The organism is Streptomyces sp. NPDC048257, from assembly GCF_043201855.1.
Taxonomy (GTDB): domain Bacteria; phylum Actinomycetota; class Actinomycetes; order Streptomycetales; family Streptomycetaceae; genus Streptomyces.
In genome coordinates, this window is the sequence record NZ_JBICZI010000010.1 from 169199 (window position 1) to 193333 (window position 24135).

The following is a 24135-nucleotide window of genomic DNA, read 5'->3' on the forward strand; positions in this document are numbered from 1 at the left end:
GGGCGCGTCAGCGAGCCTCACACCCGTCCGGGGGAACGCCACGTCAGGATGGGGAGCCCCGAGGGCCCCGGCGCCCCGGGCGGGAGGAGAGCGCATTGATCACCACGAATGTCCAGCGCCACGGCACGGTCCTGGTCAGCGTCACCGGGACACTCGATGAGGACACGGGTCCGGCGCTCCAGCGGGCGCTGGACGACGTCACCGCCGACGAGCGGGACCTCATGGTTGACCTGCACGGCACGACGTCCATGGACGCCGACGGGCTGCTCCACCTCCTGGCCCTGCACCGGCGGGCGGAGAACCTGGGCCTGCGCGTACTGGTCGTCGGCTGGCAGCCCCAGCCCCAGCAGCTCATGGCCGATGTCGCGGGCATCCGCGGGCGCGGCTCGGCCACCGGCGAGCGGTACGCCGTGGCGGGCTTTCGCCGGCTGATCGAGGCACGGGCGCAGCGCGCGCGAGACCTCTCGGATTTCGGTGCCGGATGGCTGTCCGGCGTCTAGCGAAACGGCTCGCCGTTCTTCACACGGACGGTTCCCGCTCCTTGAGCCCCGGTAGTTTCCTGCCACTTGCTCTTGACCGGGGCGGGGAAGCGGTGGCTGCTGCCGCGTCCCGAGGGTGTCCGCTTTCGCGGGCTCCACTTCTCAGCAACGGTGAGCGAAGCGGCCACGGGGGTTACGAGCCGTGGCCGGAGCGGGACCGGCTGGTCCTTCTGGACCGTGAGCCCGAGGTGATCGGGATGGCCTCGTAACGGGATGGCACCGCTGACCGCATCGGCCCCAGGGTGTAAACCCGCGGGCCGATGCCCGCGCGAGTGATCAATCGGTGGGCCGATGCTGCACGGGCGGGGTGCGTGACAGCGTTTCCCTGTGCCCACGGACTAGCCGTCACGGCACGATTGACGATCCGTCATCACGGGAGGGACCACCCATGACCACTACGCCGTTCATCAGCCGGAAGGGCATGACGCGCCGCCGCATGCTGGGCACCGCGCTGGCCACCGGGGCCGCCGTGCCCCTTGCCGCCGTTGCCGGCCCCGCGTGGGCGGACTCGGCCGCAGCCGCCCCCGCCTCGACGCGGCTCATGCTGCCGGCGCCGACCGGGCCGCACCCGGTGGGCACGGTCCAGCTGCACCTCGTCGACCGGTCGCGTCCGGACGACATCGCGGGCCCCGGGCACTTCCGCGAGCTGATGGCCACCGTCTGGTACCCCGCCCGGGATGTCGAGCGGTACCCGGTGGCACCCTGGATGCCGGCCGGCGCACTTCAGGCGTTCCTCGCCGACGCCGGATTCAGCGCTCTGACCCCCCTGGGGCCGCTCACTGCCGGCCACGTGGGCGCTCCGGTGCGACGGTCGGACCGACGGCTGCCCGTCGTCGTGTTCTCGCACGGCGCGCACAGTCACCAGGGCGACCACACCATCGTGGTCCAAGAGCTCGCCAGCCACGGATACGCGGCTGTGACGGTGGCTCACCAGTACGACACGTACACCGAGTTCCCCGACGGTCGGGTCGCCGTCCCGCTCCGCGACAGGCAGGCGCCGACGCTGCCCGGGGACTTCGCCGCTGACGTGCGCTTCGTCCTCGACTGCATCGAGCAGCTCGCCGCCGGGTGCAATCCCGACGCCGCCCAGAGGAAGCTGCCGGCCGGACTGCTCGGCTCCCTCGACCCTCGGCGCATGGGCGCGTTCGGCTGGTCCAAGGGCGGGACCGCCACCGCCTGCGCCACACTCGCGGACGAGCGCATCCGGGCCGGGCTGAGCCTCGACGGCCCGATGCAGATGAACCCGCCGCTGGCCGGCGACCTGGACCGGCCGTTCATGATGATGTCCGCCGTGTTCACCCGGGCCACGGGTCCCGAGGCCGCCGCATTCTGGTCGCACCTGCGGGGCTGGCGGCTGGACATCCAGGCCCAGGGCGCCGCCCACGTCTCGTACGGCGACAACGAGGCGCTGTTCCCACAGGTGGCGAAGCTGTTCGGATGGAGCGGGCAGCAGCTGCAGGACGTGATCGGCACCCTCGATCCCGATCAGGGGGTGAAGATCCAGCAGGCGTACCCGCTCGCGTTCTTCGACGAGCACCTGCGCCACCATCGGGGGCACCTGCTCGACGGGCCGTCCCCAGCCTTCCCGGCGGTGACGTTCCTCCCTTGAGCACCCGGGGCCGCCCGCACTGCGGTCCCCCGCAGGCGCTTGCGTCGCGCGCCCGCCCGGGGTTGCGGGACGGCCCGTAGGTCTGCCGGGGAAAGGTCACTGGGCGATGTACTTCGTGAAGGCTTCCTGGCAGTCGGGGACGAACGGCCACTGCTGCAGAACCTCCCGGAGAGTGGATTCGGACAGCCAGTCGTGCCAGGCGATCTCCGACGGATCCGGTGCCACGTTCTCCTCGATGACGGCTTCGTGCACGCCGAGCCAGTACGGGCTGATCACGCCGTGGCAGAGGAACGTGAAGGCAAGCCGCACCGGGGCGCGGACGCCGAGCTCTTCCGTCAGTTCCCGCGCCGCGGCATCTTCGTAGGTCTCGCCCGCGTTCACCGCGCCGCCGAGCAGCCAGTTGTACTGGCCCGGGAACCGCGAGACGTTCTCCGGCCGCCGGTGCACGAGTATCCGGCCCTCCGCGTCGCGGCACACGATGGCTGCCACCCGGTGCAGCCACTTCCTGCGGATGGCCTCACTCCGGTCGACGATCCCCAGTATCCGGTCCCGCTCATCCACACGCTCCACCAGCTCACTCATGAGGCCCACGATGTCAAACGACGTCGGCGGTGCCGCCACCGATGGTGAGGAACTCCGGCAGCAGAGGTGAGCTGTCCGACAACGACTGCGTCACCTCCTGCTGCGGAGGCATCTTCGTCACCATCCGGCGCCAGGGCGACCGGGTGCTCTGGACGTCCTGGGAGAACACACACGACAGCCGGATTCCGGTCCCCACCGACCTGCACTTCGACGCAGCCCGGTACGACGCCGAACTGGCCAGGAAGGCGCGGACGTCAGCTGGGAAGAGCCGGTGGACACCGCCGCCCGGCCACTGGTCCAGGAACTTGCGGACCGGACAGGCCCAGAGCACCAGAGCCGTGAGGTGCGCGCCATCACGCCGGAGCGTACGGAGCCCGCACAGGGCAGTGTCCCCGTCCTTCACCGCGGAGATCAGAGCGGACTCGCTCTCCGCCCCGTCGTCCGTACCCGTACCCTCGCCCATACATCTGCTCCCCCGTCGCGTTCTCCCAGCTCAGTCTGGGTACGCCACCTCGGCCGGACGCGAGACCGGGCCCGGCAGGCCTGGCCGCAGCCAGACAGAAGCCGTCGCACGTATGGCAGGACCGTGTTTCGGACATCTTGCGCTCGATGTACGCGGAGAGGGGCGTGCGCGGCTTTTGCGGGCAGACGAAGGCCAACTACCGCCATGCACCGCCTCCGAGCCCAGCTCCGGCCGAACGCCCGGCCAGGCGGTGTTCTGTTCAAGGAGGATTCACCATGCTGATCACCGTCACACGCACCGGCGGGTTTGCAGGCGGGGAGCAGACTGCTTCCCTCGAAACGGAGTGCCGCGGCGACAGGCTCGAGCTGGAGCGGCTGGCTGAGCGCGCGCTCAGCGGTGAGGCCCCTACGGGGCAGTCCCCCGTTCCGGACGGCTTCAGCTACGTCATCCGCGTCGACAGCAAGCTGGTGGAGTTACAGGATCCGTACCTCACCGAGGACCAGCGGCAGCTGATCGACATTGTTCTGGCCACCGTGGCCTGACCGGCCGGACCGGGGCCGGTACGGCGCTGGTCCCGGTCGTTCACCCAGCAGCCTTGATCCTCGACTCAAGCCGACAACTGTCTCTCTGAGCCGTGGAGAAGGGAGCAGAGTGCGGGGCCGGTCGCCCTCTCGTCCGCCCTGGGCAGGAGGGGGCTGTGCACCGGGATCGGCGGTGCGCCGCCCCGCGCGACCTCGGCGCCGGCGCCCCTCACCTGCCGACCTCCCGCGCCGTGAACGGCAAGCGCGGGCTGCGGACTTGGCCGCGGTCCACTCTGCCCCGTAGCGGCACCCTCACGTGTACCGGGCGCAGTTGCCGCAGGAACCGTAGCGCGTCGACCTCCTGCGGGTCCGCAGTGGCGACAGCCCGTCGGGCAGGGCGCTCACGTCACCAGGTGCAGCGACGTTCCCGCGATGCCCAGCCGTACGCTCTGGCCGCAGGTCAGCTCCAGCGCGTCGCTCTCCATTCCGTCGCCGAAGACCACGATCCGGTCCGACTCCACGGTCAGCTGCAGCCCCTGGCCCCGCCCCAGCTCACCGGCGACCTTCGTCGTTCCGGTCGTAGGGGAGGGCCAGGCCTCGCGCACGAACCACAGGAGCCGCCGGTCGCAGGGTGCGGGCAGCCGGGCGGGGCTGCCGCGCTCCAGCCACAGGGAACGCAGCCAGCCGGTGGCGCCCGTGCCGGTTCCCACCAGCACCCCGGAGGACGCCTGGGCCTCGCCCGGGCCCGTCTCGCCGTCGGAGCCCAGGCGGTAGCGGGCCGTCTGGTGACCGGGCGAGCCCAGGTAGATCTCGTTCAGCGCGAGAAGGCGCTGGGTGTCGTCGGCGACGGCCTCGACCATGGTCAGCTCCTCTGCCCGGCCCCCGGCGGAGGTCGCCGCACGCAGCAGGGCGGCCGTGTCGGCGCAGCGGTGACGGACCAGGACCCCCGGGTTGCGCCCCGGGTCGGTGTCGATGCCCACCACCGGCTGTCCGCGCAGGTACTTCGCGGTGTTGGCGACGAGGCCGTCCTGGCCGACCACGACCACCACGTCCTCCGGGGCGAACAGGAAGCGGTCCAGGTCCGCCCGCTCCACCCGGGAGCTGCGCCAGGTGAGCGGCACCGCCGCCGCCACCTCCCGTAGCGCCTGCCGCGTGCGCTCGTGGCGGCGGACCACCTCGTCGATCGACCGGCCCCGGCTGGAGAGGAAGAACGCGGCCTGCCCGTGCGTCCCGTACCGGGCGAGCAGCTCCTCGTATTCGGTCCTGCGGTGCACGAGCACCGCCCGCGGGGCCAGGCTCACGCGCCAGCGCCGCCTTCCGGACGTCCGAGCTTGGCGAGGAGCCCGGTGAGGACGTCAGAAGAGAGCGTGATGCTCTCGATCCGCGGCAGGTTCTCCGCCAGCCGGGTCGCCGCCAGGGCGTGCAGTGTGCCGGGGCCGGCTTCGTCGTGCACGCGCAGCCAGGCAGCCTGGACCTCGGCGCGCGCGGCGCCCGTCTCGCGCGCCGCCTCGGCGTCCGCGCGGGCCAGGCGGACCTTGCGGGCCGCCTCGGTCTCGGTCCGTATGCCGTCCGCCGCCGCCTTCTCCTCGGCCTCGCGGCGGGTGTTGGTGCCGCGCTGGTCGATCAGCTGCTCCTCGCGCCGGGCCAGTTCGATCTGACTGGCCAGCTCGTTCTCGGCGATGGCACGCTCACGCTCGACGGCGACGGCCCGCCGTTCGTAGGTGGCACGGTCCGCCTCCTGCTGGATCTGCTCGCGGGCCGGGGTGCGCAGGGCGCGCTCCACCTCGGCCTCGGGGCGGATCGCCACGACCCGTACGGTCACCACTTCGATGCCGGTGGCCGGGAGCCTGGGCTCGGCGGCGAGACCGGCGGCGACGCTCCCGCGCACGGAGGCGACCCCGTCCACCAGGGCGACGGCCAGCGGGGTCCGGGCCAGTACGTCCAGCGTGTGCTGCTGCGCGGTCTCGGTGAGGAGGGTGGCGATCTGCTCCAGGGGTGCGCCGCGCCAGCTCCCGGTGTCCGGGTCGACGGAGAAGTCGAGTCGGTTCGCGGCCTCGGCCGGGTCGCTGATCCGGTAGGTGACGGTGGCCTGCACGGCGACGTCCTGGAAGTCGGACGTACGGGCGTGGAACGCCATCGCCAGCTCCCGGTCGTCGACCGGCACTTCGGAAAGCGCCGCCGACAGCGACCGGTACCAGAAACTGAGCCCCCGTCCGTCGTGGACGAGTCGGCCGCGCTTGTGGTGGCGGACGTGGGCGGTGGGCGCGGAGCGCAGATGACGCCAGCCGAAGCGCCGGGTGATGTCGGCCATGGCGAACCCCTTTCATTTCGTCAATGCGACGATAACGAGACGTGCCCATATCGTCAAGAGGACGAAAAGGGGGCTTGCGGGTCGCTGCCCCGCAGCAACGGAAGCCGCTCGAACGGGTCCTCGGCCTGCGGGACGGACCACCCCGAGCGGTTTCATGGTCCGTGCGTCCGCTCCGGCCCCGTTCGCAGAGGAAGCCCGCCGCCGTCCGATGGTCGTCCTCGTGGACCGCTTCCACGGGGCGGACTCGTCCAACGCCACCGCCCTCCTCGCCCTCCTGCACCAGCGGATCGCCGGCCTGCGGACGGCCATGGCGTGTACGCCGCCGGTCGACGGCTCCGCAGACCGACCGCGCGGCGGCGCCGGTGTGGTCAGGGCCTGATGGCTCGTGCGTCCTGAGCTCACGCCGCCTTGGGCCCGGAGTCTGGAGGAGTACGCGTACTCATGTGTCCGGGCCCCGAGAGGCTCGGGGCCTTCCTGCTGTCTGCGGACGAACAGCCATCGGACTGCCGGCGCGGCATGTGCGTCATGCTCCGCTGCGCACAGCGAGGTCTGTCGAATGAACTCCGGCCTCGGCATCCGTCGCTGCCCAAGCTGCGCCGGCCGGGGCCGGGCCCAACTCCATCGGGTGACCTCCGGCCCGGTGACGGAGGCGCGGCGGTATGGGCCGCTGTCCAGAGGGGTTGAGGCGCTCAGGCTTCGACGTACGCCACGATCGTGATCGTCCGCAGGGCGGTCACGTAGTAGATGACGCGTACCCCGTCGATCTCGTCCGCGTAGTCGCGCAGCAGGGTTCCGGGGACTTCGGTGCCGAGTTGCGGGTTGACGCTGACGGCGACGATCGCGCGGTCCAGGCGATGTGTCTCGTTCGCGGTCAGTTTGGTGAGCTGGGTGAGGGCGGGCTCGACCACGACGACGCGCGAGCGCCGGGCGGTGGGGTCAGGCGACACGGGGCTGCCCGTCGGCGAGGCGGGCGAGGTGGGCGTCGCGGGCGGTCTCCCACAGGACGCCGGTCTCCGGGGCGGGGTAGCCGTGGGCGGCGATGTCCTCCAGCACCGAGGCGAGGACGTCGATCTTCGCCCGCTGGTCAGCGGCGTACGCGAGGACGGACGCGGCGGCGTGCTCGTCGAGGGGCAGGCGTTCGGGCACGGGCGAGGTGGCCGGCTGCTGGCTCATCCGGGGCTCCTGGACTGTCATCTGGCGTGGTGTCACCACGGTATCGCCCAGCCCGCGGCCCGGGATCCGCTCCGGCGAAACCGAAGACCAACAGGCGGGACGCTGTGGTGCGTCCCGTCACCTGTCCTGCGCGGGCAGGAGCAGGACCCGGGCCTTGGAGTGGGAGGTGCCGGGGGCGCGTTGCCACCGCTTCGGCGGACAGGTCTTCGTCGCACGGCGCGCCGGCGGTCTCCCGGCTCACCCCGGCGGCGATCCGCTCCGGCACACCGGCGGCGCGCAGCGCGGCCGGCGGCGCATCCGCGGCCGTGGCAGTCGGCTGCTCGACCGGCAGCGCAGCCAACGGCTCGGGCAGCGGCACGGCCGCCTCGCGGACGGCAGACAGGTGCACGGTCCAGTCCGCGAGCGGTCCAGCCCTCTCGTACCGGACCACTGCGCCCACCAGCCGGTCGCGGCCAGCACCGTCCCCGCCAGCACGCTGCCACCAGCAGGACGCTCCCCGACCGACATCACCACCACCCCCTCCCCCGCAACGCCGTCGTCACTGGCCGGGGGCAGCGACGAGTTGCCTACGGATCCGTCGGCGCAGGAGTCGGCCTCGGCCTCGGGCTGGTCAAGGGCCGGGCGCCGTGGGCCATGGCATCAGGTCGTCAGCGTGGCTGTGGCGAGCGAACCCCGCAGGATCTGCTCGCGAGGCAGGGAGAGATCGAAAAGACGGCCGAGGATCCCCAGCAGCGTGCACCGCATCTGCTCCTCGTCCTCTTCGCCTGTGTAGCCTTCTCGGCCGGCAACGGGCAGTCCGGCCTCTGCTACGGCCGCTGTCACTTCCGCCGCCACCGCCGGGTCCCCGTCGATACCGTCGTATCCCCATGACCCGTCCAGATGCAGATTGAACGAGCAGGCGAGGTGCCCATCGCGGTGGTACTCGAAGAACGGCGGCACGGGCTTGCCGTTGTCCTCTTCGAACATCACCTGGAAGACGTGCGCGCCGCCCGCCGAGACCGGGCCCAACTCGTCAAACTCGCCCCACCACGGGCCGTACATGACCGCGAACGACAAGCCCGCGTACTCGCCGTAACGCAGGTGCACGTCTGAGTCGACATCGAAGAGGTCAGGGTGTCCGACCTCCGCGGCGGTGTGCTCGCCGGACGTCCGGTGAACGACGGCGGGCACCCCCCAGAAGGCCGTCGCCGCCAGCCGCTCCACCAGCTCGTCCGGGGTCAGCCCCCGGGCCATCACCACGTTGTATCCGCCGAAAGGAATCCAGCGGGGCGCCGCGAGCCAGGTAATCCCGGTCTCGGGTCCGACGGGAACAGAGTCGTGCGTTCGATAAGTCACCCGAACATGATCCAGGACGCCACCGACAACCCGGCGCAGTCGGTATACCGGCCCCCTCCCCGGCTTCGAGCTGAACGCAGGAGGCAGCAGCCCTGGGAGTACCGCCCCTGCCTAGCTTGAGAGGGTGTAGCGGAACATGTGCAGAGTCCAGGATGGCTCTGCGGTCGGCTTCGTCGCATACTGCACGGCCCCCATGGCTGCGTAGAACGGGGCGGCGTTCGGATCCGAAGCAACGATGAACTCCGATCGCCCAAGCTCGCGCGCAGTCTGGATCGCATCCTTCCAGAGGAGCTTCCCGTAGCCCTTGCCGATCTCGTCGGCGTCAACAAAGAGCTTGTCCAGGAGCAGGTCGCCGTCCGCCTCGGTGAAACCGTAGAAGCCAAGGCTCTTGCCGTCCTCCTCCAGGACGAAGACCGGGTTGTTCCGGACATAGGCGTCCGGAATCGCCCGAGCCTCACCCGCCCAGTCAAAGTAGCCCGGTGGGTACCCCCAGTGAGTCGACGATCGATCCTGGAGCCCTTCAAGCTCGCCGGCTTCGTCAGGTTCGGCGCGTCGGATCCGCCGGGCACCGTTGGTTGACACGGCAGGGGCCGCCCTTCCGATCGCTGCCTGAAGCTGTCGGTCCGACTAGATCACGGTTCCTTGCCGGCGAGCCACACCATCCGGAGAAGGGGGCCAGTGCCCTCTGCTACGGGAGCCGGCAGGAGCGCCCGCTCGGCTTCCGCGGACGCGGTTGCTGCGGTCTGCCGCAGCCCTGCCCTCGTATCCCACGCGCGCCAGCCTGCCGAAGGCGACTGGACCTCGCTCAGCGCGTCGTGGCTTTGTTCACGAGTGGCGGTGCCGTTTTGACACGGCGTTGAAAGTCGCGCACTTGCGCGAATGGGTGCCCTTCATGAGACGGGAGGCACCCCCGACCGTGCGGGGGCCGCTCCCCTATGGCAGGACGACGCCGGGGCGAGGGCCTGTGAGTCTTCCGGTGCCGACAGCCGGGGCGTCGCCGGGGCAGGGATCCGGTCTGTTCAGGCGGGCTGGCCGTTGATGCGTGCGGTGTCGGTGTTGGCCTGGCCAGGGGTGCACTGGGGTCGGCCGTGCCGGTGCCCAGGCTGGTGCCGAGACCGGTGCCGGCCCCGCCGCCGTGGCCGGCCGGGCCTGCGGTGACGGTGACCTTGCCGGCTTGGGCGTTGACTTCGCCGGTATTGGCGGCGCCGCCGCTACTGGCATCCCCGCCGAGGCAGCCCTGGCCGGCATCCTCCCGGCCGGCTGCGCCGTTGCCGCCGGCTCGGCCGGTGATGGGGAGGTCCGCGGTGGTGGTGACGGTGCCGGGGTTGCCCGTGCCGCCGGTTCCCGTCGCATCCCCCTTGCCCTGGGTGCCGCCGGCCGCGCCGCTGGTGATGGTGGCGGTGGCGGTGGTGACGTCGGTGATCGTCCCGCCGGGGGCGATACCACCGGAAGGCGGGCTTGCCGGTGAGGCCGGTGCCGTAGCCGCCGACGGCCTCGACGTGCGGAGCGCCGGTGATCTCGCCGGTCGCAGCGTTGTCGACGGCGGCCGTTCCATCGGCGTTCGACCCCAGCGCCCACGAGCTCAGTAACAGCCCCGACAGCGCTGAACCCCACGACGAAATCAGGCCGTCAACGACGATGTGGCTCCCGTCGCCCTCGCACAGACGCAGCCACCGCCGGCATCAGCCGGCGGCGGCTCAGCCGGAGCACCATCGCCCCGGTATTCCCCCCATCGGATCACCGGAACTGCTCAGCCCCGGCTCCACCGCCGAGGTCCCCACCTTGCTGGCTCCCCGGCTCGTTCACAGGATTCGAGCCCGTGCTCCCGCCCGGCTCCTCCCCTGGCACCTGGCCCGGCGCCTTCCCCGGGTCGTTGCCGGGGCCAGCGCCCGAATCCTGGCCCGGCGCCCTCCCGGGATCCTGGCCCTGCTCCTTGCCCGACTCGTTCCCGGGCGCCGTTCCGGGATCGCTGCCGGCGCCCTTGTCCGGGGCCTGGCCCGGCTCCTGGCCGGAGCCCGGCGCCTTCCCAGGGGCGTGGCCCGGCTCGTGACCCGGCAACCTCCCGGATTCCTGACCGGTGTCCGTGCCCGTGTCCTGACCGGGGGCCTTGCCAGGCTCGTGGCCGGACTCCGGCACCTTCCCGGGAGCCGTGTCCGGGGCCTGGCCCGTCCCCTTGCCAGCGTCCCTGCCGGGCGCCTTCCCGGGACCCTCGTCCGACTCCTGACCTGGCACCTTCGCCGGATCGTGCCCTGGCTCCCGACCCGGAATCTTCCCCGAGTCCTTCCCAGGGGCCTTGTCCGGGCCCTGGCCGGACTCCTTGCCCGGCTTCTCGCCCGACTCCTTGCCCGGCTTCTCGCCGGACTCCTTGCCCGGCTTCTCGCCCGGCTTCTCGCCCGACTCCTGACCCGGCACCTTCGCCGGATCCTGGCCTGACTCCCGACCCGGAACCTTCCCCGAGTCCTTCCCAGGGGCCTTGTCCGGGTCCTGGCCGGACTCCTTGCCCGACTCCTGAGCCGGCACCTTCTCCGGATCCTGACCGGGCGCCTTACCCGGCTCCTTGCCCGCTTCCTTACCCGGCTCCTTGCCTGCTTCCTTGCCCGGCACCTTCTCCGAGTCTCCGCCGGGGTTCTCGCCCGGCTCCTTGCCAGGCGTCTGCCCCGGATGCTTGCCAGATTCCTGCCCCGGGTCGTTCCCCGAGTCCTTGCCCGGCACCTTCTCCGGGGCCTGGCCGGACTTCTCACCCGGGTCCTCGCCGCGCTCCTTGCCTGCGTCCGGGCCGGGCGCCTTGCCCGGCTCCGGGCCCGACTCCTTCCCCGGGTTCTCGCCTGACTCCTGGGCCGGGTCATTCCCCGAGTCCTTGCCCGGCACCTTCTCCGGGGCCTTGCCCGGGTCCGTGCCGGATTCCTGACCTGGTGCCTTGCCGGGCTCCTGGCCCGGTACCTTCTCTGAGCCCTCGTCCGGGTTCTCACCCGAGGTCTGGCCTGAGATGTTGCCCGGGGTATTGCCCGGGCTCTGCGCGGGGGCGTTCCCCTTGGTCTGGCCCGGGGTGTGGCCTCGGGTCGTCAGCGGGGGCTGGTTCGGGGTCGTGTCAGGGGGTGACTGGACTGATGCCGAATGGGCCGCCGGCAGTACCGGGTAGGCAGAGCCGGTGGTCTGGCCCTTCGGGGGCGGGATCTCGCGGTCGTTCTTGCCCTCCGCCGCTCCGCTCGGGCGCTCGTACCATCCCCTCCGGTCCTGGTCGAAGACCGTGACGGTCTTCACGGGCTTCACCGCGGGCTTGACCGCGACGAGGCCGGAGGACCGGAACGACGACCACTTCGCGCCGCTGTACGTCTGCCCGCCTCTGACCGCGACGGGCGGATCCAAGGGGTTGCCGCAGGCGCAGCGGACCCGGGGCACGCCCCGGCCGTCGACCAGGACGGGAGTGCCGGCCTGCAGGACCGCCTGGTAGCTGGTGGGCGCGCCGTTCCGGTATCCGTGATTGGTGACCCTGGTGTCCCAACCCAGCCGGACGGGCGTCAGCGACCGCAGGTACGAGGGAACCTCGGGCTGCCGGATACCCAGCGAGGCGGCAAACGCCCTGCCCTTGTCGGGGTGCTGCGTGAGGAAGCGGATCTGCTTCTCCACGTCACAGCTCGCAACGTTCCGCGTTCCGCCGTACAGCCCCGGATACCCGCCGTCGACCTCAAGCGTGCGCGCAGCGCTCGTGGCGCTCGCAGTGCCCGTGGTTCCCTTGGGGCTCGTACCGTCCTTCGCATTCACCCCCGGGGTCATGGGCATGACCTTGGCGACGCTCTCGGCCGGTGTGGCCGTCGAAGGAGTGAACGGGTCGGGCCCGGCCTCCGGAGCGGCCTGGAGGAAGACCTCACCGCTCACCGCGGTGTTCCCGCTCAGCACGGTGAAACTGAGGACCACAGCCGACACCACGGCCACCGCCGTACTCACGCTCAGCAGGGCCGTGCGCGATCGCCAGCTGCGAACCCGCCCGGCACCGCCCGGCAGCGGAACCCCGCCGGAAGAGACCGGAAGAGGCCCCGACGGGGGCCCCGAGGGAGGCGGAGGACCTGGCGGCCGAGAGGGCGGCGGGGGCGGTGGCTCTGCGTGCGTGCCCTGGCCCGACAGCGGGCCGGGCGGCGGGCCAGTGGGACGCTCGGAGGGAGGAGGCAGGGAATTCACGACACTCGCCCCCCGACACAGCGCAGCGGGTAGATCATGGTGACTCGCATGCGCTCACTCCTTCCGAACTGTCAACGCCTCCACATCCCGGAGGCGGAACCTGGATAACCTGAAAACTCTGGACATCTGGAACCGCCCATACGCGGGTGTCCATCTCCTGAGTAGGCCCTCTCCCCCGCACCTTCGTCATGCCGCGACCTTTCGGGGCTTGACAAACCACCTGCATAAACCGAGGGCGTCTATCTGCTGACCATCGTCAGCCCGCGTAGAGGCGTGGACGGGCTCCAGCTGGGGCCGCGGGCAGAACGGGTTCACGACGGATTCGGACAGGGCAGAGCCCCGAGAGGAGTCAGGACGAGCCGCCGGAAAACGGGGGCAGACCCCCGGGCGCCGGGCCCGCAGATGTCGGCGCGCACGGCGTTCATGCGGCTGCTTGGAGCTGGCACGCCGGGCGAGCGGCCGGACTGAAGGAGCAGCTGTCGTTGGGTTCCGCGCCCCAAGGGCGGGCGGGCTTCAACCTTGCCGCCAGACGGCTTCGATCCGGTCCATGTGAGATGTCAGGTATCCGTCACGACGGTCGGGCAGACCACGGTCACCTGGCGCGACGGCACGGTGGGAAGCGTCTCCGACGCCTCCGTACGGCTGCCGGCCCCGGCCCGACGCCGCGGGCGTCTCGTCGCCGGCCGTCCCGGTCGGCTTGGACCCGCAGGCCTCTCCGGAGATGCCGAGATCCGTACAGACCTCCCTGAACTGCTCGTACAGGAGGTCCTGTTCGGCGGCCGTGAGGTGGGCCGGACAGTGCGTGCATCGCCGCCGTCATCGCCTGGTGCAGGGCGACCATCACCAGGCACGGACCTCCGGGTCCTCGGCGCTGTAAGGGCGCCCGGCCTCATCGGCGCCGCGGATGCGGCGGTGGGCGCGCTCCAGCCGGGCGATCTCCACCGTGCGCTCGTCGGGCCGGTCACCGCGTGGATCACCCCCACGTGGACCCGTACGACACCCGCACGCGTGGGGACTCACCTCCAAGCGAAGAGCAGGTTGACCGAGTTGTAGTAGTTGGGCAGGTGCACCATCTCCGATCCCGGACGCGGCGGGTCGGCCTTCGGCCAGTTCCGCGGGCCCAGCAGATGGTCGGCGTAGTCGCTGTGCGGGACCTTCGGCACGAACCAGACGCGGTACACGCCGGGTCGTGCGTCCGGCTGGAACCGCCAGAGTTGCGTCGCGCGGTCCGCGCCGCTCCGGCAGGCGCGGAGGGTGACCGCCGCGAGATTCCCGCCGCCGGTGGTTCCGTCGAGGCAGGTGCCGGTGTCCGCGTTGCGGAGCTGGTACGTGTTCTGCGGGGCGGGCAGCCGCTGCCACCCCTGGTCTGCCTTTCCGGTGCACTTCTCGAGCTGCAACGGACCGTCAGAACCGGGGCCGCCGTGGCCGACGCACAGCCCCGAGGCCACGTTGACCAGGGCCGCGCCGCTGCGATCCGGCGAGGGCGACGCCGAAGTCGGCGGGGCGGAGGCCGAGGCCGAGGCGGACATGGAGGCGGACGGGAGGCCTGTGGCGGGGGCCGTGGCGAATGCCGCAGGGCCGATGGCCACGATCGGTGCTGTCTCCGGGAGCGCGCGGCCCGGGGCCGCGGGCGTTCTGGCAGGGGCTGCGGCCTGGCCGGACCAGTCGCTACCGGAGTCGGCCGGCAGCAGGGCGACCACGGTGGCCGCCGTTCCCACCACGGCCGCCGCCGCCACCCATTTCACGGCGCCGCCCTTGGCTCCGGCGAGCTGCGTCCCGTTCAGTGTCGCTGCGACGAGATGCGAGCCGTTCCCGCCCAGGGCCGACAGGAAGGAAGCGGGGTTCCACAGCAGGATTCCACCCAGCAACAGCACGCCCAGACGGCCGTTGACGTCGCGCAGGTCACGCTCGGCCCGTGCACAGTCGTCGCACCCCTGAAGGTGGCGGCCCAGGTCCCGGGTGAGGCGCTTGCCCGGCCGGCGCAGTCTCGCGGCGATCTGCCCCCCGTAGTGCCGGCATTCGTCGCTCGCGGTCTGGTCCAGGTGGGCGCGCAGGTACGCCTCCCTCAGGCCTTCCCGTGCACGCGCGGCCAGTGAGCCGACGCCTCCCGCCGATATCCCGAGGCGTGCCGCGGTCTCGGCCGCCGGCTCGTGTTCGACGACGGAGTGCCACAGCACGGCCTGCCAGCGCTCCGGCAGTGACCGGTAGGCACGCAGGACCAGCGATCCCTCTTCCGCCGTGAAGACGGCGTCCTCGGCGTCCTGGCCGTCCGAGAGGTGGGCGGCCCATTCCTCGAAGTCGTCGGACAGCCGGGTACGGGCGGCCTCCCGCGCCCATGTGGCCGCCAGACGGCGCACGCAGGTCAGCAGGTAGGGTCGCCAGGCGTACTCGGGTCCGGCACCCCAGGCGATGGCTCGGTAGGTACGGGCGAAGGCCTCGGCGGCGAGGTCCTGGGCGGTGGCCAGGTCTCGGCAGCACGTGCGGGCGTAGGCGAGCACCGAGGGATGGTGACGGGCGAACACCTCGTCCATCACATCGCTGACCGCGGCGTCGGACTTCGAGGTGTGCCCGCGCAGCAGGGCACAGAGTTCCCCGTCGCTGACGCTTCGGAGATGCTGCTGACGGGCGGTACCCGGTGTACTCAACACGTGCTCCCGTGTGGCTTGTTGATGACCCGGGCGCCGGTTCCGGGTGCATCCGTCCTGAGGGTGCGACGCTGCGCCCGACCGGAATTCGCGCAAGTGTGCACCCTTGCAGGGCCGGAGGCAAACAGGCCGCCGACGGCGCGAGGCGTGGACGGCATCGGTGGACGCGGGCCGACCGACTGAAGCAACTGCGCGGACGGGCCCGGTGTCCGATGCGGTGATATGCGCGGCGGCGCACCAACAACCTTGCACACTAACCCTGTTGAGGTGGTCGTCCCCGGATCCGTGAACGCGTTGAGAGTAATGTCCGTCGCCGGGGCCGCCGCCCTCGTGCGCAGCCGCAACGTTCTCCCGGGCGGGCTTGCATTCCGTAGATTCCTCCTCTCCAGCCTCCGAGTCGGTCAGGAGGATCACACGAACCGGAGTGTCCCGCGTGCCGCGAGGACACGTCCTGCACATCGTGCTGGGGGAGGTCCCCGTTGGCGTCCGACGATGACGACACCGGCACGTGCCGATGCCCGAACTCGACGGTACGCCGCGACAGCAGAGATCAGGACCATGCCCGCATACGCTGGTCTTCCCATCGTCTCGATCCTGGGCTGCCATAGCGCTGCTGCCGGAGCAGACGGTCGGCGTCTTCGTGACTACGAACAGGGCCACGCACAGCGGAAGGCCACCAGGTCCCACTCGTCGTTGGCCCTCGCTGCGCCGCCGGCTCCCGACTCGGAGGCCACGTCACCCTCTTGCGCTTCGGCGAGCCGGGCCGCGTCCGATGCGCTGAGGTTCGGGGCCGGCAGTGTTCCCGGGCGAACCGGCCAGGCGCAGGTGGAGGAAGACGTCGCCGAGGGCGAGGAGCTGGTCGACCGGGGACCGCCCCCGCACCATATGTTCTGCGCTGCGTCTCGGCAGAACGGAACGGCAGGGGCGAAGTACCCTCACCGGCACCAGCGGACGAGGCAGGCCACCATCCCGGCCGTCGCCGACCGGGTCGATCACGTCCCCCACCCGGCTGACTCCCACACTTCGGCTTCGCCGGGAAGGCTCACCCCGGCGGTCAGTCGAATTCGGGGTTCCCCGTCACGTCCCCGCGGGTGCGGATCCGGTAGCGGACCTGGACCCCTTCGGGTCCCTGAGCGCGGATCGCTCCCCACGGGAGAGTCTGGGCAGTCTTGAGCGTGGTGAAGTTCGGGTCCTCGACCACCTGGATGGACACCCCGTTCACCTTTCGCGTGAGGGTGAGTACGTCGCGCGGTTCACGGATCTCAACCGAGGCTTTGTGGCCGACCGCCACGTGCAGTACCACCAGGCCGTTGCGCCCGATGACCTCGCTCTTGTCCCGAACGGCCACCACACCACCTCATCCGCTAGGGGTGCACCCCGCCATTGGCGTGGCGCGTACTCCACTGCGCCAGCGATGCTAGCGCCAGCGCACGGGAACAGCGGGGAGGCCGCGCCCGGCGACGCGCCGATTGCCTGTCAGAAGACCTGCCTGACACACGATTCCGAGTGGGTTCGCGGGGGCCATGAGGATGAGCGGGCCCAGGGCGCGGGCGACGCGTCAGGACGGGGACGTCGTGTGGCGGCGGGCTCGGCCGGCGTCGACGGCCTGGTGCTCGGCCTCGGTGAGCATGTCGAGCCGCCATAGCCGCGCGTACTCGTCCAAGCTCGCCCACTGGTGCCGGCTGAGGTCAGGGCCGATGACCAGGTCGACGGTCGGGTCGAAGGCGCCGAAACCTGCGGCCGTGCGGACGGTGAGGCGCTGGAAGTGCCGCGTCGGGGACGAAGGAGGCATGGATGGGCCGAACCATGCGCTCGGAGGCTTCCAGAGCAGCAGCTCGGTCTCTGCCGCCGACTGTCCGCGAGCTCCCGCTCCCCCGTCGCCACCGCCACCGCCATCGCCTCGAACGCGTCGGTGCGCACCGACCGGTCGCCGTCGGCGCGGGCGTCGGCATGCAGGTCGGGCCAGCGGGCCTCCGCTCCTGGCCCGCACGCGGTCACCAGCGCCTCGCCCCTGCCGGCGATGACCCGTAACGCCTGCTCGCTCCACACCCGTCCGGAGCGGTGCACGCCGCGCTGTGCGACCGTCTCACCTGTCTCGAGGTTCCGCACCGTCTCCTCGTGCAGGGCCAGGTCCTGGCGCTTACCGACCATAACCTCCAGTGCATTGTCGGGGCCGAGAGTCCGGGCCCAAGGCGTGTACTGGAAGTGGATCTCAACAGGTGCCGAGTGGTAGTTCCAACAGTTCCTCTGGGGACTGGAAGCCGAAGCCCTGATAGAGCGGGGTGCTGCGCTCTGACGGCCAGACGATCAAGCCCTCGAGGTCAGCGCTGTGTGAATGCTGCTTCAGCGCCTCAAGGAGCGCCGAGCCGGCTCCCTTGTTCCGTTGTGACGGCAGGACGAAGAAGTTCGTGACGTAGCCGACCGGGTTGTTGTCCAGGTAGGGCTACGGCATCCGATCCACCAGACAGAGGAAGACGTGACCGCAGATTTCGCCTTCGACCTCCGCGACCCAGGCCAGCCAGTGGCCATCCGTGAGACGGTCGCGGATCCAGTGTTCTGCCTCTCCCAGGGGCCGCGCCGGAGCCGGTGGCCGCCCTTCATGGTCCTCTTGCTTGAACGTCCAGCGCAGTTCGGCCAAGCGGCCCGCATCGGCGGGTCGGGCCGGGCGCACGGTGAAGTCCGTGGTCATGTGGCGAGTTTCCCGGTCGCACCGCGGTGGGGCCAACTGATTTCCGTGCCGGTCACAGCCATTCGTTGACGGCTGCGACGAGGAGGGTGGCTTCGTAGCGAACGGCAAGTTTCCCGTAGCGGGTTGTCCCCGTTTACGCAGGTAGGCGCGGTTCTTGCGGGAGGCGTACGCCTCGTCGGCTCGCACTCGGTCGAGGCGGGTGCTTGGCGCAGCTGGTCAGTGCGACTACCGCGGCGCATCGCTCATCCCGCGGCCCAACGGCCGAATTCCTCCTGCTGAGGGCGGGATTCCACTGCGAGGCTGCGGGCGTCCATTCGGATCACACCGCACGGAGTCCGCATGAACCGAGTACGCATCCGCCCCGTCTTACTGGCCGCCGCTCTTCTCGCCCTGATCCCGGCCGGGCTCGGCGCCACGGCGGCGCAGGCCTCGCCCGCCACGCCGGCTGTCACCTCGGCCGCCCTGGGCAGTGACACCGAGACCGTCATCACGGGCACGACCGGCCTGAACCGGGGCGAGGCCTGGTATTCGCCCGACCGCCGAACCATGCTGATCCAGCAGTACGACGGCCACGTCGTGCTCTACCGCGACAACGTCGCCATCTGGACGGCCGTCGGCAGTTACGGCTACGGCAACACTTTCTACATGCAGGCCGACGGGAACCTCGTCTCCTACGACGCGGCGATGCGCCCGCTATGGAACAGTGCCACCGACCATCACTGGGGTGCGTATTTGGCGATCCAGAACGGCGGCAACCTGGTGGTCTATTCCGGCTCCACCCCACTGTGGTGGTCCAATTTCCGGCCGGGCGGCCCCGTGGATCCTGGCGACGACTGCAACCCGACGCCTGGCCGGCTCTGCCCGTAGGGCGTGACGCCGCGCCCGGCATCTGGTTCGCAGACCGCCATCCGTTACGGGGCTGCTCGCAGCCCTTCGGACGGGCCCCTCCCCCGGGCCCGCTCGGCAGCCAGCGCGTTCGTCTCCTTGGGGAGTCCGTTGGCCTTGTCCGCTGGCCTTGTCCGTTGGCCTTGTCCGGTAGCTGTCCCACGATGCGGTGGCCGTGGCTCGCCAGGGTTGTGGTGATCGCCCGGGACCGGTTCGTGCGCGGTGCCGAGGATGTCTTCGGGGCCGGTCGGCGCCCGGCGGCCGGTAGACGGGGACGATCAGGGAGGCGGTCTTCCCGGAAACGTCCAGGCACAGGGCGCGGCCCTGGGCTTGGGCGCAGCGGATGACGCTGCGGGTGGGGTGGGCGAAGACGACCGCGTCGACGCTGGTGATCTCGACACCCTCCGGAACGAGATTGGCGTTCGCCAAGATCGCCGCAGCGGGCGCGGCGAAGGCAGTGGAGGAGGAACAGATCCCCCTTCGCGGGCGGCCATGCGCTGACCTTGCACTGACCATGCACCCCTGACCCAAGGTCAAGGTCGACCTCTATCGCGGCCATGGGCTGCCGGGACCGATCGCAGGTTTCCCCGGCCTCGAAACGGAGGTGGCCGCCGGCCGGCAGCACCGCCGAGATCGCAACCCGAGTCCCGCTCACTCCAGGCCACCCTCGGCCCGCTCCTCGACGCGGCTCACACGATCACAGCCGCCGACGATGTGGGGGCACGTTGAGCCCATGCCAGACGGGCTCACCATCGGGCAGGCAGCGGCGTCGGTCGGCGTCACGTTCACGACGATGTGTCTCTTGTGCCCGCTGTTCGACCCCGTCCGGCGCATGGCGTGGTCTGCACGATGGACTCGAAGATCGTCAATGCCGCGCAGATGCACTGCTACGACACGCGTGAGACCGTCGTCGGTGACGGCCGACGCCCTGCCCGGACGCCTCTGAAGAAGACTCAGGACCAGGCCGGTGCCCCGGCCGAGCGCTGGAGGGGCCGCCAACTCGGCATCCTTGCAACGATGGCAGAGGAGCAGGCCACCGAGGAGCAGCTGCGACGTGGCGGCAGGTGTCAGCCGACCGTGCAAGGCCGGGCGGCGCGGGAGGAGGCGGTCGGCCGGGCTCGGTCCGTACGCCGTCGTGTGAGGGCGCGTCATGGATGCCGTCCGTGACCCCGAGCACCTGACAGGAGACCGCCCAGACGGTCGCCGCCTCAAGGGCGCGCTGGAAGATTTCCTCTCTCCACGAGGCCCATCACCACGTCGCCCCGCGGCCTGGCACCGGGGGTACTCCCGCGCAACGACGCGGAGCCCCTCGAGATCAAGGCACCCGCGGTGGGTGCGGGCGAGGTCCCCGTGGGCAACGCCCGCGCCCCGGACCAGAGCCCCGGCGGGCGCGTCGCGCACTCACGCCCCTTCTCCTCCTTACCGCGTCCATGTGGGAAGGTGCGTTGAATTTTGTTCGAACACGCACCGCCTTCGGGCTTCGGCCGGGACGCCGGGCATCGTGAATCAGCCACAGGATCCTTCACCAGTACCGCCTCGCACGGTGCGCAGACAGAACATCACAGGCTGATCTCAGCCAACCCAGCCGGGTTGACGATCTTCCCCTGACAGAGGTTTCATAGAGCACGCCCGTTGAAATCTGTTGGTTATTGGCCGATTTCACGGTTGGCCTACGAGTACTTCGACCCGCCACAGAGCCGACGGGCGGCCTACGCCCGTCGCGGCGAACGCGCCGTCGGATCGCCCCTTGACCGGCCGGACCCCTACCGGCCCAGTCCGGTGGCCGCCCCATGCCGGCGGTCACCGGACGACCGCTCCGCCGCGGCGAGCCGAAGCAGAGTGTCTCCTTGCCACGAGGATGGTTCATGTTCCACTGTCACAGGCGTCGGCGTGTAGCCGGCGTGGCCCTGGCCGCAGTGGTGGCGCTGGGAGCCGCCTCCCCCGGGACCGCCGTCGCGAAGTCGACCACACCCGTCCCGTTCGCGGGCGGGTTCGACTCCGGCGGTGCAGCCCAGTGGCCCCGCGAGCGAAGCGAAGGCGCAGGCACCGCGGCGGTCGTGGGACACGATCTCGGTCCGGCGCGGTTCGGGCAGTGGAGCCAGTGGTCCGTCCAGGACACCGCCCCGTTTCACAAGATCGGTCTGTACCGGCCGAGATGGAAGGGGACGAAGGGACACGCGGCGGGTGGGACGCCCACGGTGGTGATCTACTACGACGACATCAGCATCACCTCCCTCTCCCCGGGCTCGGCCCGGCCCGCACCCGCACCGTCCGTATCCGCACCGGCCGCATCCGCACCGGCCGCACCCGCGCCCTCGAAGGGCGCGACATCACTTCCGCCGGCTCCGCCCACGGCATCCCCGTCCGTGTCGACGCAGGCCTCCGGGGCGACTGCGGCATCCGGCTCAACTGCGTCGGCCGCGACATTGCCCGGGGCTTCGGGCAGAGCCGGGGCCGACGCGGCCGGCGGACCCCTGGCACAGCCCGGCGCGTCAGGACCCCTGGCGCTCCTCCCCGCCTTCGGCGGAGCACTGCTCACAGCCGGCCTGGTCATCACCGGTCACGCCCGTGCGAAGGCGAAGGCGACCAGGCGCAGGGCGGGGCACTCGTAGCACTGGAACGGCGAGGGATGACTCCTCGGATCGCCGGGCAGCGCTCCACCGCCGGCAGACGGCGAAGGCAGCGGAGTTGTACCCGGTCGCGCTCCGGACGGACCACGGGATCGCGGCCAGCTGGGCGGCGTACTGGAACGCGTGCCGAGCAAGGGACATACAGGGATCCCGCAGAAGAGATGCGGGGACGGGTGAAGTGCGGGCAACGGCTTGCACACGTGGCCGGCAACGGCCCAAGGAAGGATTTCAGTGACTGGGAGAAGCTGTCCGGATTGTGGCGCTGTCGGCGCCGGCTGCGGGTGTGCGCCGCTTCGGGGTTTCGACCCCATGCGCATACGTCCGTACGTCGCGTTGCCCGACCCCGGCGAGCCGGACGCCCCTGCGTTCGAGTCGCCGGTACTGGGCGCGGTGACGCTGCCCCCGGGCGACACCCCGGCGTACGGGATGCACGTACCGCCGGAACACGTGCTGTGGCCGGAAGCCCCGGCGCCCGTCCTGCACGCCGCCCACACGGTGGAGCTCCAGTCGGTATCCCGGGAGCCCGCCCCGGGAACGGTCGGGTGGACCGCGGACGCGGCGGGGGCGGGCCGCGGCTCCGAGGAACGGACCGACCGGACTTCCCGGAGGCTGGCGCCGCTCCTGTTTGCCGCCGCCGCGGTAACCGCGGTCGGTGGGACGGCCATGCTGTGGACGGCACCGGGCTCCTCCTCCGTCGACTTCGTCATGCTCCCGGATGCCGTACCGTCGGCTCCCGCAGTGACCACGGTCAAGCCCGGGGCCTCCCCGACACCCTCCGCCAAAGGGTCCCGCCCTTCACCTTCGGCTTCGCGCTCTCCGTCAGCGAGCGCGTCCGCTTCGGCGTCCCCGTCCCGGTCCACCTCCCCCGATCCCTCCCGCTCGGCGCTCCCCTCTGCTTCACCGAGCGCGAGCCATTCCCCCGTCCTCAAGCCGCCGCCACCTGCGCAGGTACCGACCCTGCGGTACGGGGACTCGGGCTCGGAGGTGGAGAAGCTGCAGCGGCTGCTGGCCGCGAAGGGCGGCCTGTACAAGGGAAAGATCAACGGCCGATTCGACTGGTACGTGAAACAGGCGGTGTCGAAGTTCCAGGTCGACCGGGGCATCGACGAGGACGGTCGGGGCAACTACGGGCCGGCGACCCGTCGAGCACTGGAAGGATAGGAGCCCAGGTACGGATCGTCCCGAACGCACGGCCGAGACCGTCGAGTCAAGCAAGCCGCGCCGCGAGGGCCTCCTCAAGCGCGCTGCCGGGTCGGCGAGATGCCCCTTGAACCCGTTCGCCGTATTCCGTCCGAGTAAGAAGCCCGAGAAGACCTGCCACGATGACACAAGGAGAACGGGGAAGTATCGCCATGTCGACCTGCCCGAACGGGCACCAGTCCGCCTCCGAAGGCTGGTGCGAGTTCTGCGGCTACCCCATGGCGGCCGCCGCGAACACCACTGCGGCGCCTTCCTACGGCTACGGCTACGGCTACGGCTACCCTCCCGCGGCCGGTGAGTGGACCGCGCAGGCGGAGCTGTGCCCGCAGTGCCGGACCACGCGCGAGGCCACCCTCCCGTTCTGCGAGGTGTGCCGGTACAGCTTTCCGACGCCAGCGTCGGCTTCGTACACCCCGCTCGCGCCGGAAACGGACAGCGCTGCGGGCACCCGGAGGGTGGGCACTGCGCCGCCCCCGCCGACCTTCTCGCAGGACCACTTCGCCGCTCAGGGCTCGTGGCCCACCCCGGGCAACCGGCCGGCCGACCCACTCCCGCGCGAGGACCACTGGCTGCTGCCGTCCGGGCCCGATCAGCAGTCGCACGCGCAGCACCAGTACTACGAGTACCCCTCGCAGCAGCATCCTCATCAGTACTACGCGCCCCCGAACCAGGTCTCGTCGCACGGCGGCGGTGACTGGAGCGCGACGGTCGGCCTCGACCGCTCGTACTTCATGGCGATGATGCAGCACACTGGCCCCGAGGGGGCCGGGTTGAGTCTGCCCGAGCACTCCCCCGAGCAGTACCTCGCGCTCTCCGGCGGCCAGATCACCATCGGCCGGCGCCGCGCATCCTCCGGCGAGTCCCCGGACATCGACCTCTCGGTGCCGCCCGAAGATCCGGGCGTCTCCCACCAGCAGGCGATGCTCGTCCAGCGGTCCGACGGAACCTGGGCGGTGATGGACCAGAACTCCACCAACGGCACCACCATCAATGGCTCTGAGGAACCGATCCAGCCGTACGTCCCGATCCCGCTCGACGACGGCGACCAAGTCCACGTCGGCGCCTGGACCACGATCACCGTCCGTCGCCGTTAGGCCGGAGGCGAGCTTGGCGGTCGGACACGGGTAGTTCGCGGACGTCAGGGAGGCGGTGCGCGCTGCAGAGCAGCACCGGTGGCCCGCAGCCACTTCTTCACCTCGGGCGCCGTGAGCTGCTCTTTCGGCTCTTGCCTGGCCCGCGCTGCCTAAGGGCTGTCCCGTAATCCCGGTGGATCAGCGCACGGCGTCAGATGCGGTGCATCGCAAGGCGGAGGAGCGTCCTCATACTGTGCCTATTCGGGCGTTCCGACCACGCAGCGAGGTGCCGTAGCTGTCGTTG

Annotated in this window: 23 protein-coding genes; 8 read left to right on the forward strand and 15 right to left on the reverse strand. The window is 70.9% G+C overall.

Annotated features, from left to right (window positions below):
* Positions 1 to 95: 95 nt before the first annotated feature.
* Together ACGFZK_RS21370 and ACGFZK_RS21375 are read left to right on the forward strand one after the other, a co-directional pair.
* Positions 96 to 500 carry an STAS domain-containing protein gene (locus ACGFZK_RS21370; RefSeq protein ID WP_393850454.1) on the forward strand — a complete coding sequence of 135 codons (405 nt, stop codon included), beginning with the start codon at positions 96 to 98 and terminating at the stop codon, positions 498 to 500.
* A gap of 427 nt (positions 501 to 927) precedes the next feature.
* Complete coding sequence (locus ACGFZK_RS21375) at positions 928 to 2148, forward strand: alpha/beta hydrolase family protein (RefSeq protein ID WP_393850455.1); 1221 nt, start codon at positions 928 to 930, stop codon at positions 2146 to 2148.
* Positions 2149 to 2244: 96 nt separating this feature from the next.
* Here the strand turns inward: ACGFZK_RS21375 and ACGFZK_RS21380 are convergent, their stop codons facing one another.
* Together ACGFZK_RS21380 and ACGFZK_RS21385 are read right to left on the reverse strand one after the other, a co-directional pair.
* Positions 2245 to 2730, reverse strand: a complete 486-nt coding sequence (locus ACGFZK_RS21380) for an NUDIX hydrolase (RefSeq protein WP_393850456.1) — start codon at positions 2728 to 2730, stop codon at positions 2245 to 2247.
* A 13-nt stretch (positions 2731 to 2743) separates the two neighbouring features.
* Positions 2744 to 3193, reverse strand: a complete 450-nt coding sequence (locus ACGFZK_RS21385; protein ID WP_393850457.1) for a hypothetical protein — start codon at positions 3191 to 3193, stop codon at positions 2744 to 2746.
* Between the two features lie 275 nt (positions 3194 to 3468).
* Between ACGFZK_RS21385 and ACGFZK_RS21390 the strand changes: the two genes are divergently transcribed.
* A complete protein-coding gene (locus tag ACGFZK_RS21390) occupies positions 3469 to 3735 on the forward strand; it encodes a protealysin inhibitor emfourin (RefSeq protein WP_393850458.1) in 267 nt (88 codons plus the stop codon).
* Positions 3736 to 4115: 380 nt separating this feature from the next.
* On the opposite strand, the gene ACGFZK_RS21395 is transcribed toward ACGFZK_RS21390, so the two are convergent.
* Entirely contained in the window at positions 4116 to 5015 is a 900-nt protein-coding gene (locus ACGFZK_RS21395; protein ID WP_393850459.1) for a hypothetical protein, read from the reverse strand.
* Positions 5012 to 6025 carry an SPFH domain-containing protein gene (locus tag ACGFZK_RS21400; protein ID WP_393850460.1) on the reverse strand — a complete coding sequence of 338 codons (1014 nt, stop codon included), beginning with the start codon at positions 6023 to 6025 and terminating at the stop codon, positions 5012 to 5014. The genes ACGFZK_RS21395 and ACGFZK_RS21400 overlap by 4 nt, the downstream gene beginning before the upstream one ends.
* A gap of 154 nt (positions 6026 to 6179) precedes the next feature.
* Here ACGFZK_RS21400 and ACGFZK_RS21405 point away from each other — a divergent pair, with 154 nt between their 5' ends.
* On the forward strand, positions 6180 to 6404 hold the full coding sequence (locus ACGFZK_RS21405) for a hypothetical protein (protein WP_393850461.1): 225 nt from the start codon (positions 6180 to 6182) through the stop codon (positions 6402 to 6404).
* Positions 6405 to 6714: 310 nt separating this feature from the next.
* Here ACGFZK_RS21405 and ACGFZK_RS21410 read toward each other — a convergent pair whose 3' ends face one another.
* The 4 genes from ACGFZK_RS21410 to ACGFZK_RS21425 form a co-directional block, all read right to left on the reverse strand.
* The gene (locus ACGFZK_RS21410) at positions 6715 to 6972 is read right to left on the reverse strand and encodes a hypothetical protein (protein ID WP_393850462.1); all 258 of its coding nucleotides are present in this window, start codon (positions 6970 to 6972) and stop codon (positions 6715 to 6717) included.
* Positions 6962 to 7198: a hypothetical protein gene (locus ACGFZK_RS21415; RefSeq protein ID WP_393850463.1), complete on the reverse strand. Its 237-nt coding sequence runs from the start codon at positions 7196 to 7198 to the stop codon at positions 6962 to 6964. Before ACGFZK_RS21415 ends, ACGFZK_RS21410 begins: the two co-directional genes overlap by 11 nt.
* A gap of 639 nt (positions 7199 to 7837) precedes the next feature.
* Complete coding sequence (locus ACGFZK_RS21420; RefSeq protein WP_393850464.1) at positions 7838 to 8533, reverse strand: hypothetical protein; 696 nt, start codon at positions 8531 to 8533, stop codon at positions 7838 to 7840.
* 111 nt (positions 8534 to 8644) lie between these two features.
* Complete coding sequence (locus tag ACGFZK_RS21425) at positions 8645 to 9115, reverse strand: GNAT family N-acetyltransferase (RefSeq protein ID WP_393850465.1); 471 nt, start codon at positions 9113 to 9115, stop codon at positions 8645 to 8647.
* A gap of 722 nt (positions 9116 to 9837) precedes the next feature.
* Here ACGFZK_RS21425 and ACGFZK_RS21430 point away from each other — a divergent pair.
* Entirely contained in the window at positions 9838 to 10122 is a 285-nt protein-coding gene (locus ACGFZK_RS21430; protein WP_393850466.1) for a hypothetical protein, read from the forward strand.
* Between the two features lie 148 nt (positions 10123 to 10270).
* Here ACGFZK_RS21430 and ACGFZK_RS21435 read toward each other — a convergent pair whose 3' ends face one another.
* From ACGFZK_RS21435 to ACGFZK_RS21465, 7 genes are all read right to left on the reverse strand, one after another.
* Positions 10271 to 12478, reverse strand: a complete 2208-nt coding sequence (locus ACGFZK_RS21435) for a DUF6777 domain-containing protein (protein ID WP_393850467.1) — start codon at positions 12476 to 12478, stop codon at positions 10271 to 10273.
* A gap of 1071 nt (positions 12479 to 13549) precedes the next feature.
* Positions 13550 to 13729 carry an oxygenase MpaB family protein gene (locus ACGFZK_RS21440; RefSeq protein WP_393850468.1) on the reverse strand — a complete coding sequence of 60 codons (180 nt, stop codon included), beginning with the start codon at positions 13727 to 13729 and terminating at the stop codon, positions 13550 to 13552.
* Positions 13726 to 15354 (reverse strand): sigma-70 family RNA polymerase sigma factor, encoded by a 1629-nt coding sequence (locus ACGFZK_RS21445; protein WP_393850469.1) that lies wholly within the window; start codon positions 15352 to 15354, stop codon positions 13726 to 13728. The genes ACGFZK_RS21440 and ACGFZK_RS21445 overlap by 4 nt, the downstream gene beginning before the upstream one ends.
* A 1054-nt stretch (positions 15355 to 16408) precedes the next feature.
* Positions 16409 to 16702, reverse strand: coding sequence for a hypothetical protein (locus ACGFZK_RS21450; RefSeq protein WP_393850470.1), 294 nt, complete (start codon positions 16700 to 16702; stop codon positions 16409 to 16411).
* A gap of 210 nt (positions 16703 to 16912) precedes the next feature.
* Positions 16913 to 17146, reverse strand: coding sequence for a hypothetical protein (locus tag ACGFZK_RS21455; RefSeq protein WP_393850471.1), 234 nt, complete (start codon positions 17144 to 17146; stop codon positions 16913 to 16915).
* Positions 17147 to 17566: 420 nt separating this feature from the next.
* The gene (locus tag ACGFZK_RS21460) at positions 17567 to 17791 is read right to left on the reverse strand and encodes a GNAT family N-acetyltransferase (RefSeq protein ID WP_393850517.1); all 225 of its coding nucleotides are present in this window, start codon (positions 17789 to 17791) and stop codon (positions 17567 to 17569) included.
* Between the two features lie 6 nt (positions 17792 to 17797).
* Positions 17798 to 18043, reverse strand: coding sequence for a GNAT family N-acetyltransferase (locus ACGFZK_RS21465; protein WP_393850472.1), 246 nt, complete (start codon positions 18041 to 18043; stop codon positions 17798 to 17800).
* Positions 18044 to 18382: 339 nt separating this feature from the next.
* On the opposite strand from ACGFZK_RS21465, the gene ACGFZK_RS21470 reads away from it, so the two are divergent.
* The 3 genes from ACGFZK_RS21470 (at position 18383) to ACGFZK_RS21480 (ending at position 23852) form a co-directional block, all read left to right on the forward strand.
* Positions 18383 to 18910 (forward strand): hypothetical protein, encoded by a 528-nt coding sequence (locus tag ACGFZK_RS21470; protein ID WP_393850473.1) that lies wholly within the window; start codon positions 18383 to 18385, stop codon positions 18908 to 18910.
* 2957 nt (positions 18911 to 21867) lie between these two features.
* Positions 21868 to 22719, forward strand: a complete 852-nt coding sequence (locus ACGFZK_RS21475; protein ID WP_393850474.1) for a peptidoglycan-binding protein — start codon at positions 21868 to 21870, stop codon at positions 22717 to 22719.
* A 191-nt stretch (positions 22720 to 22910) separates the two neighbouring features.
* A complete protein-coding gene (locus ACGFZK_RS21480) occupies positions 22911 to 23852 on the forward strand; it encodes an FHA domain-containing protein (RefSeq protein WP_393850475.1) in 942 nt (313 codons plus the stop codon).
* Positions 23853 to 24135: the final 283 nt, after the last annotated feature.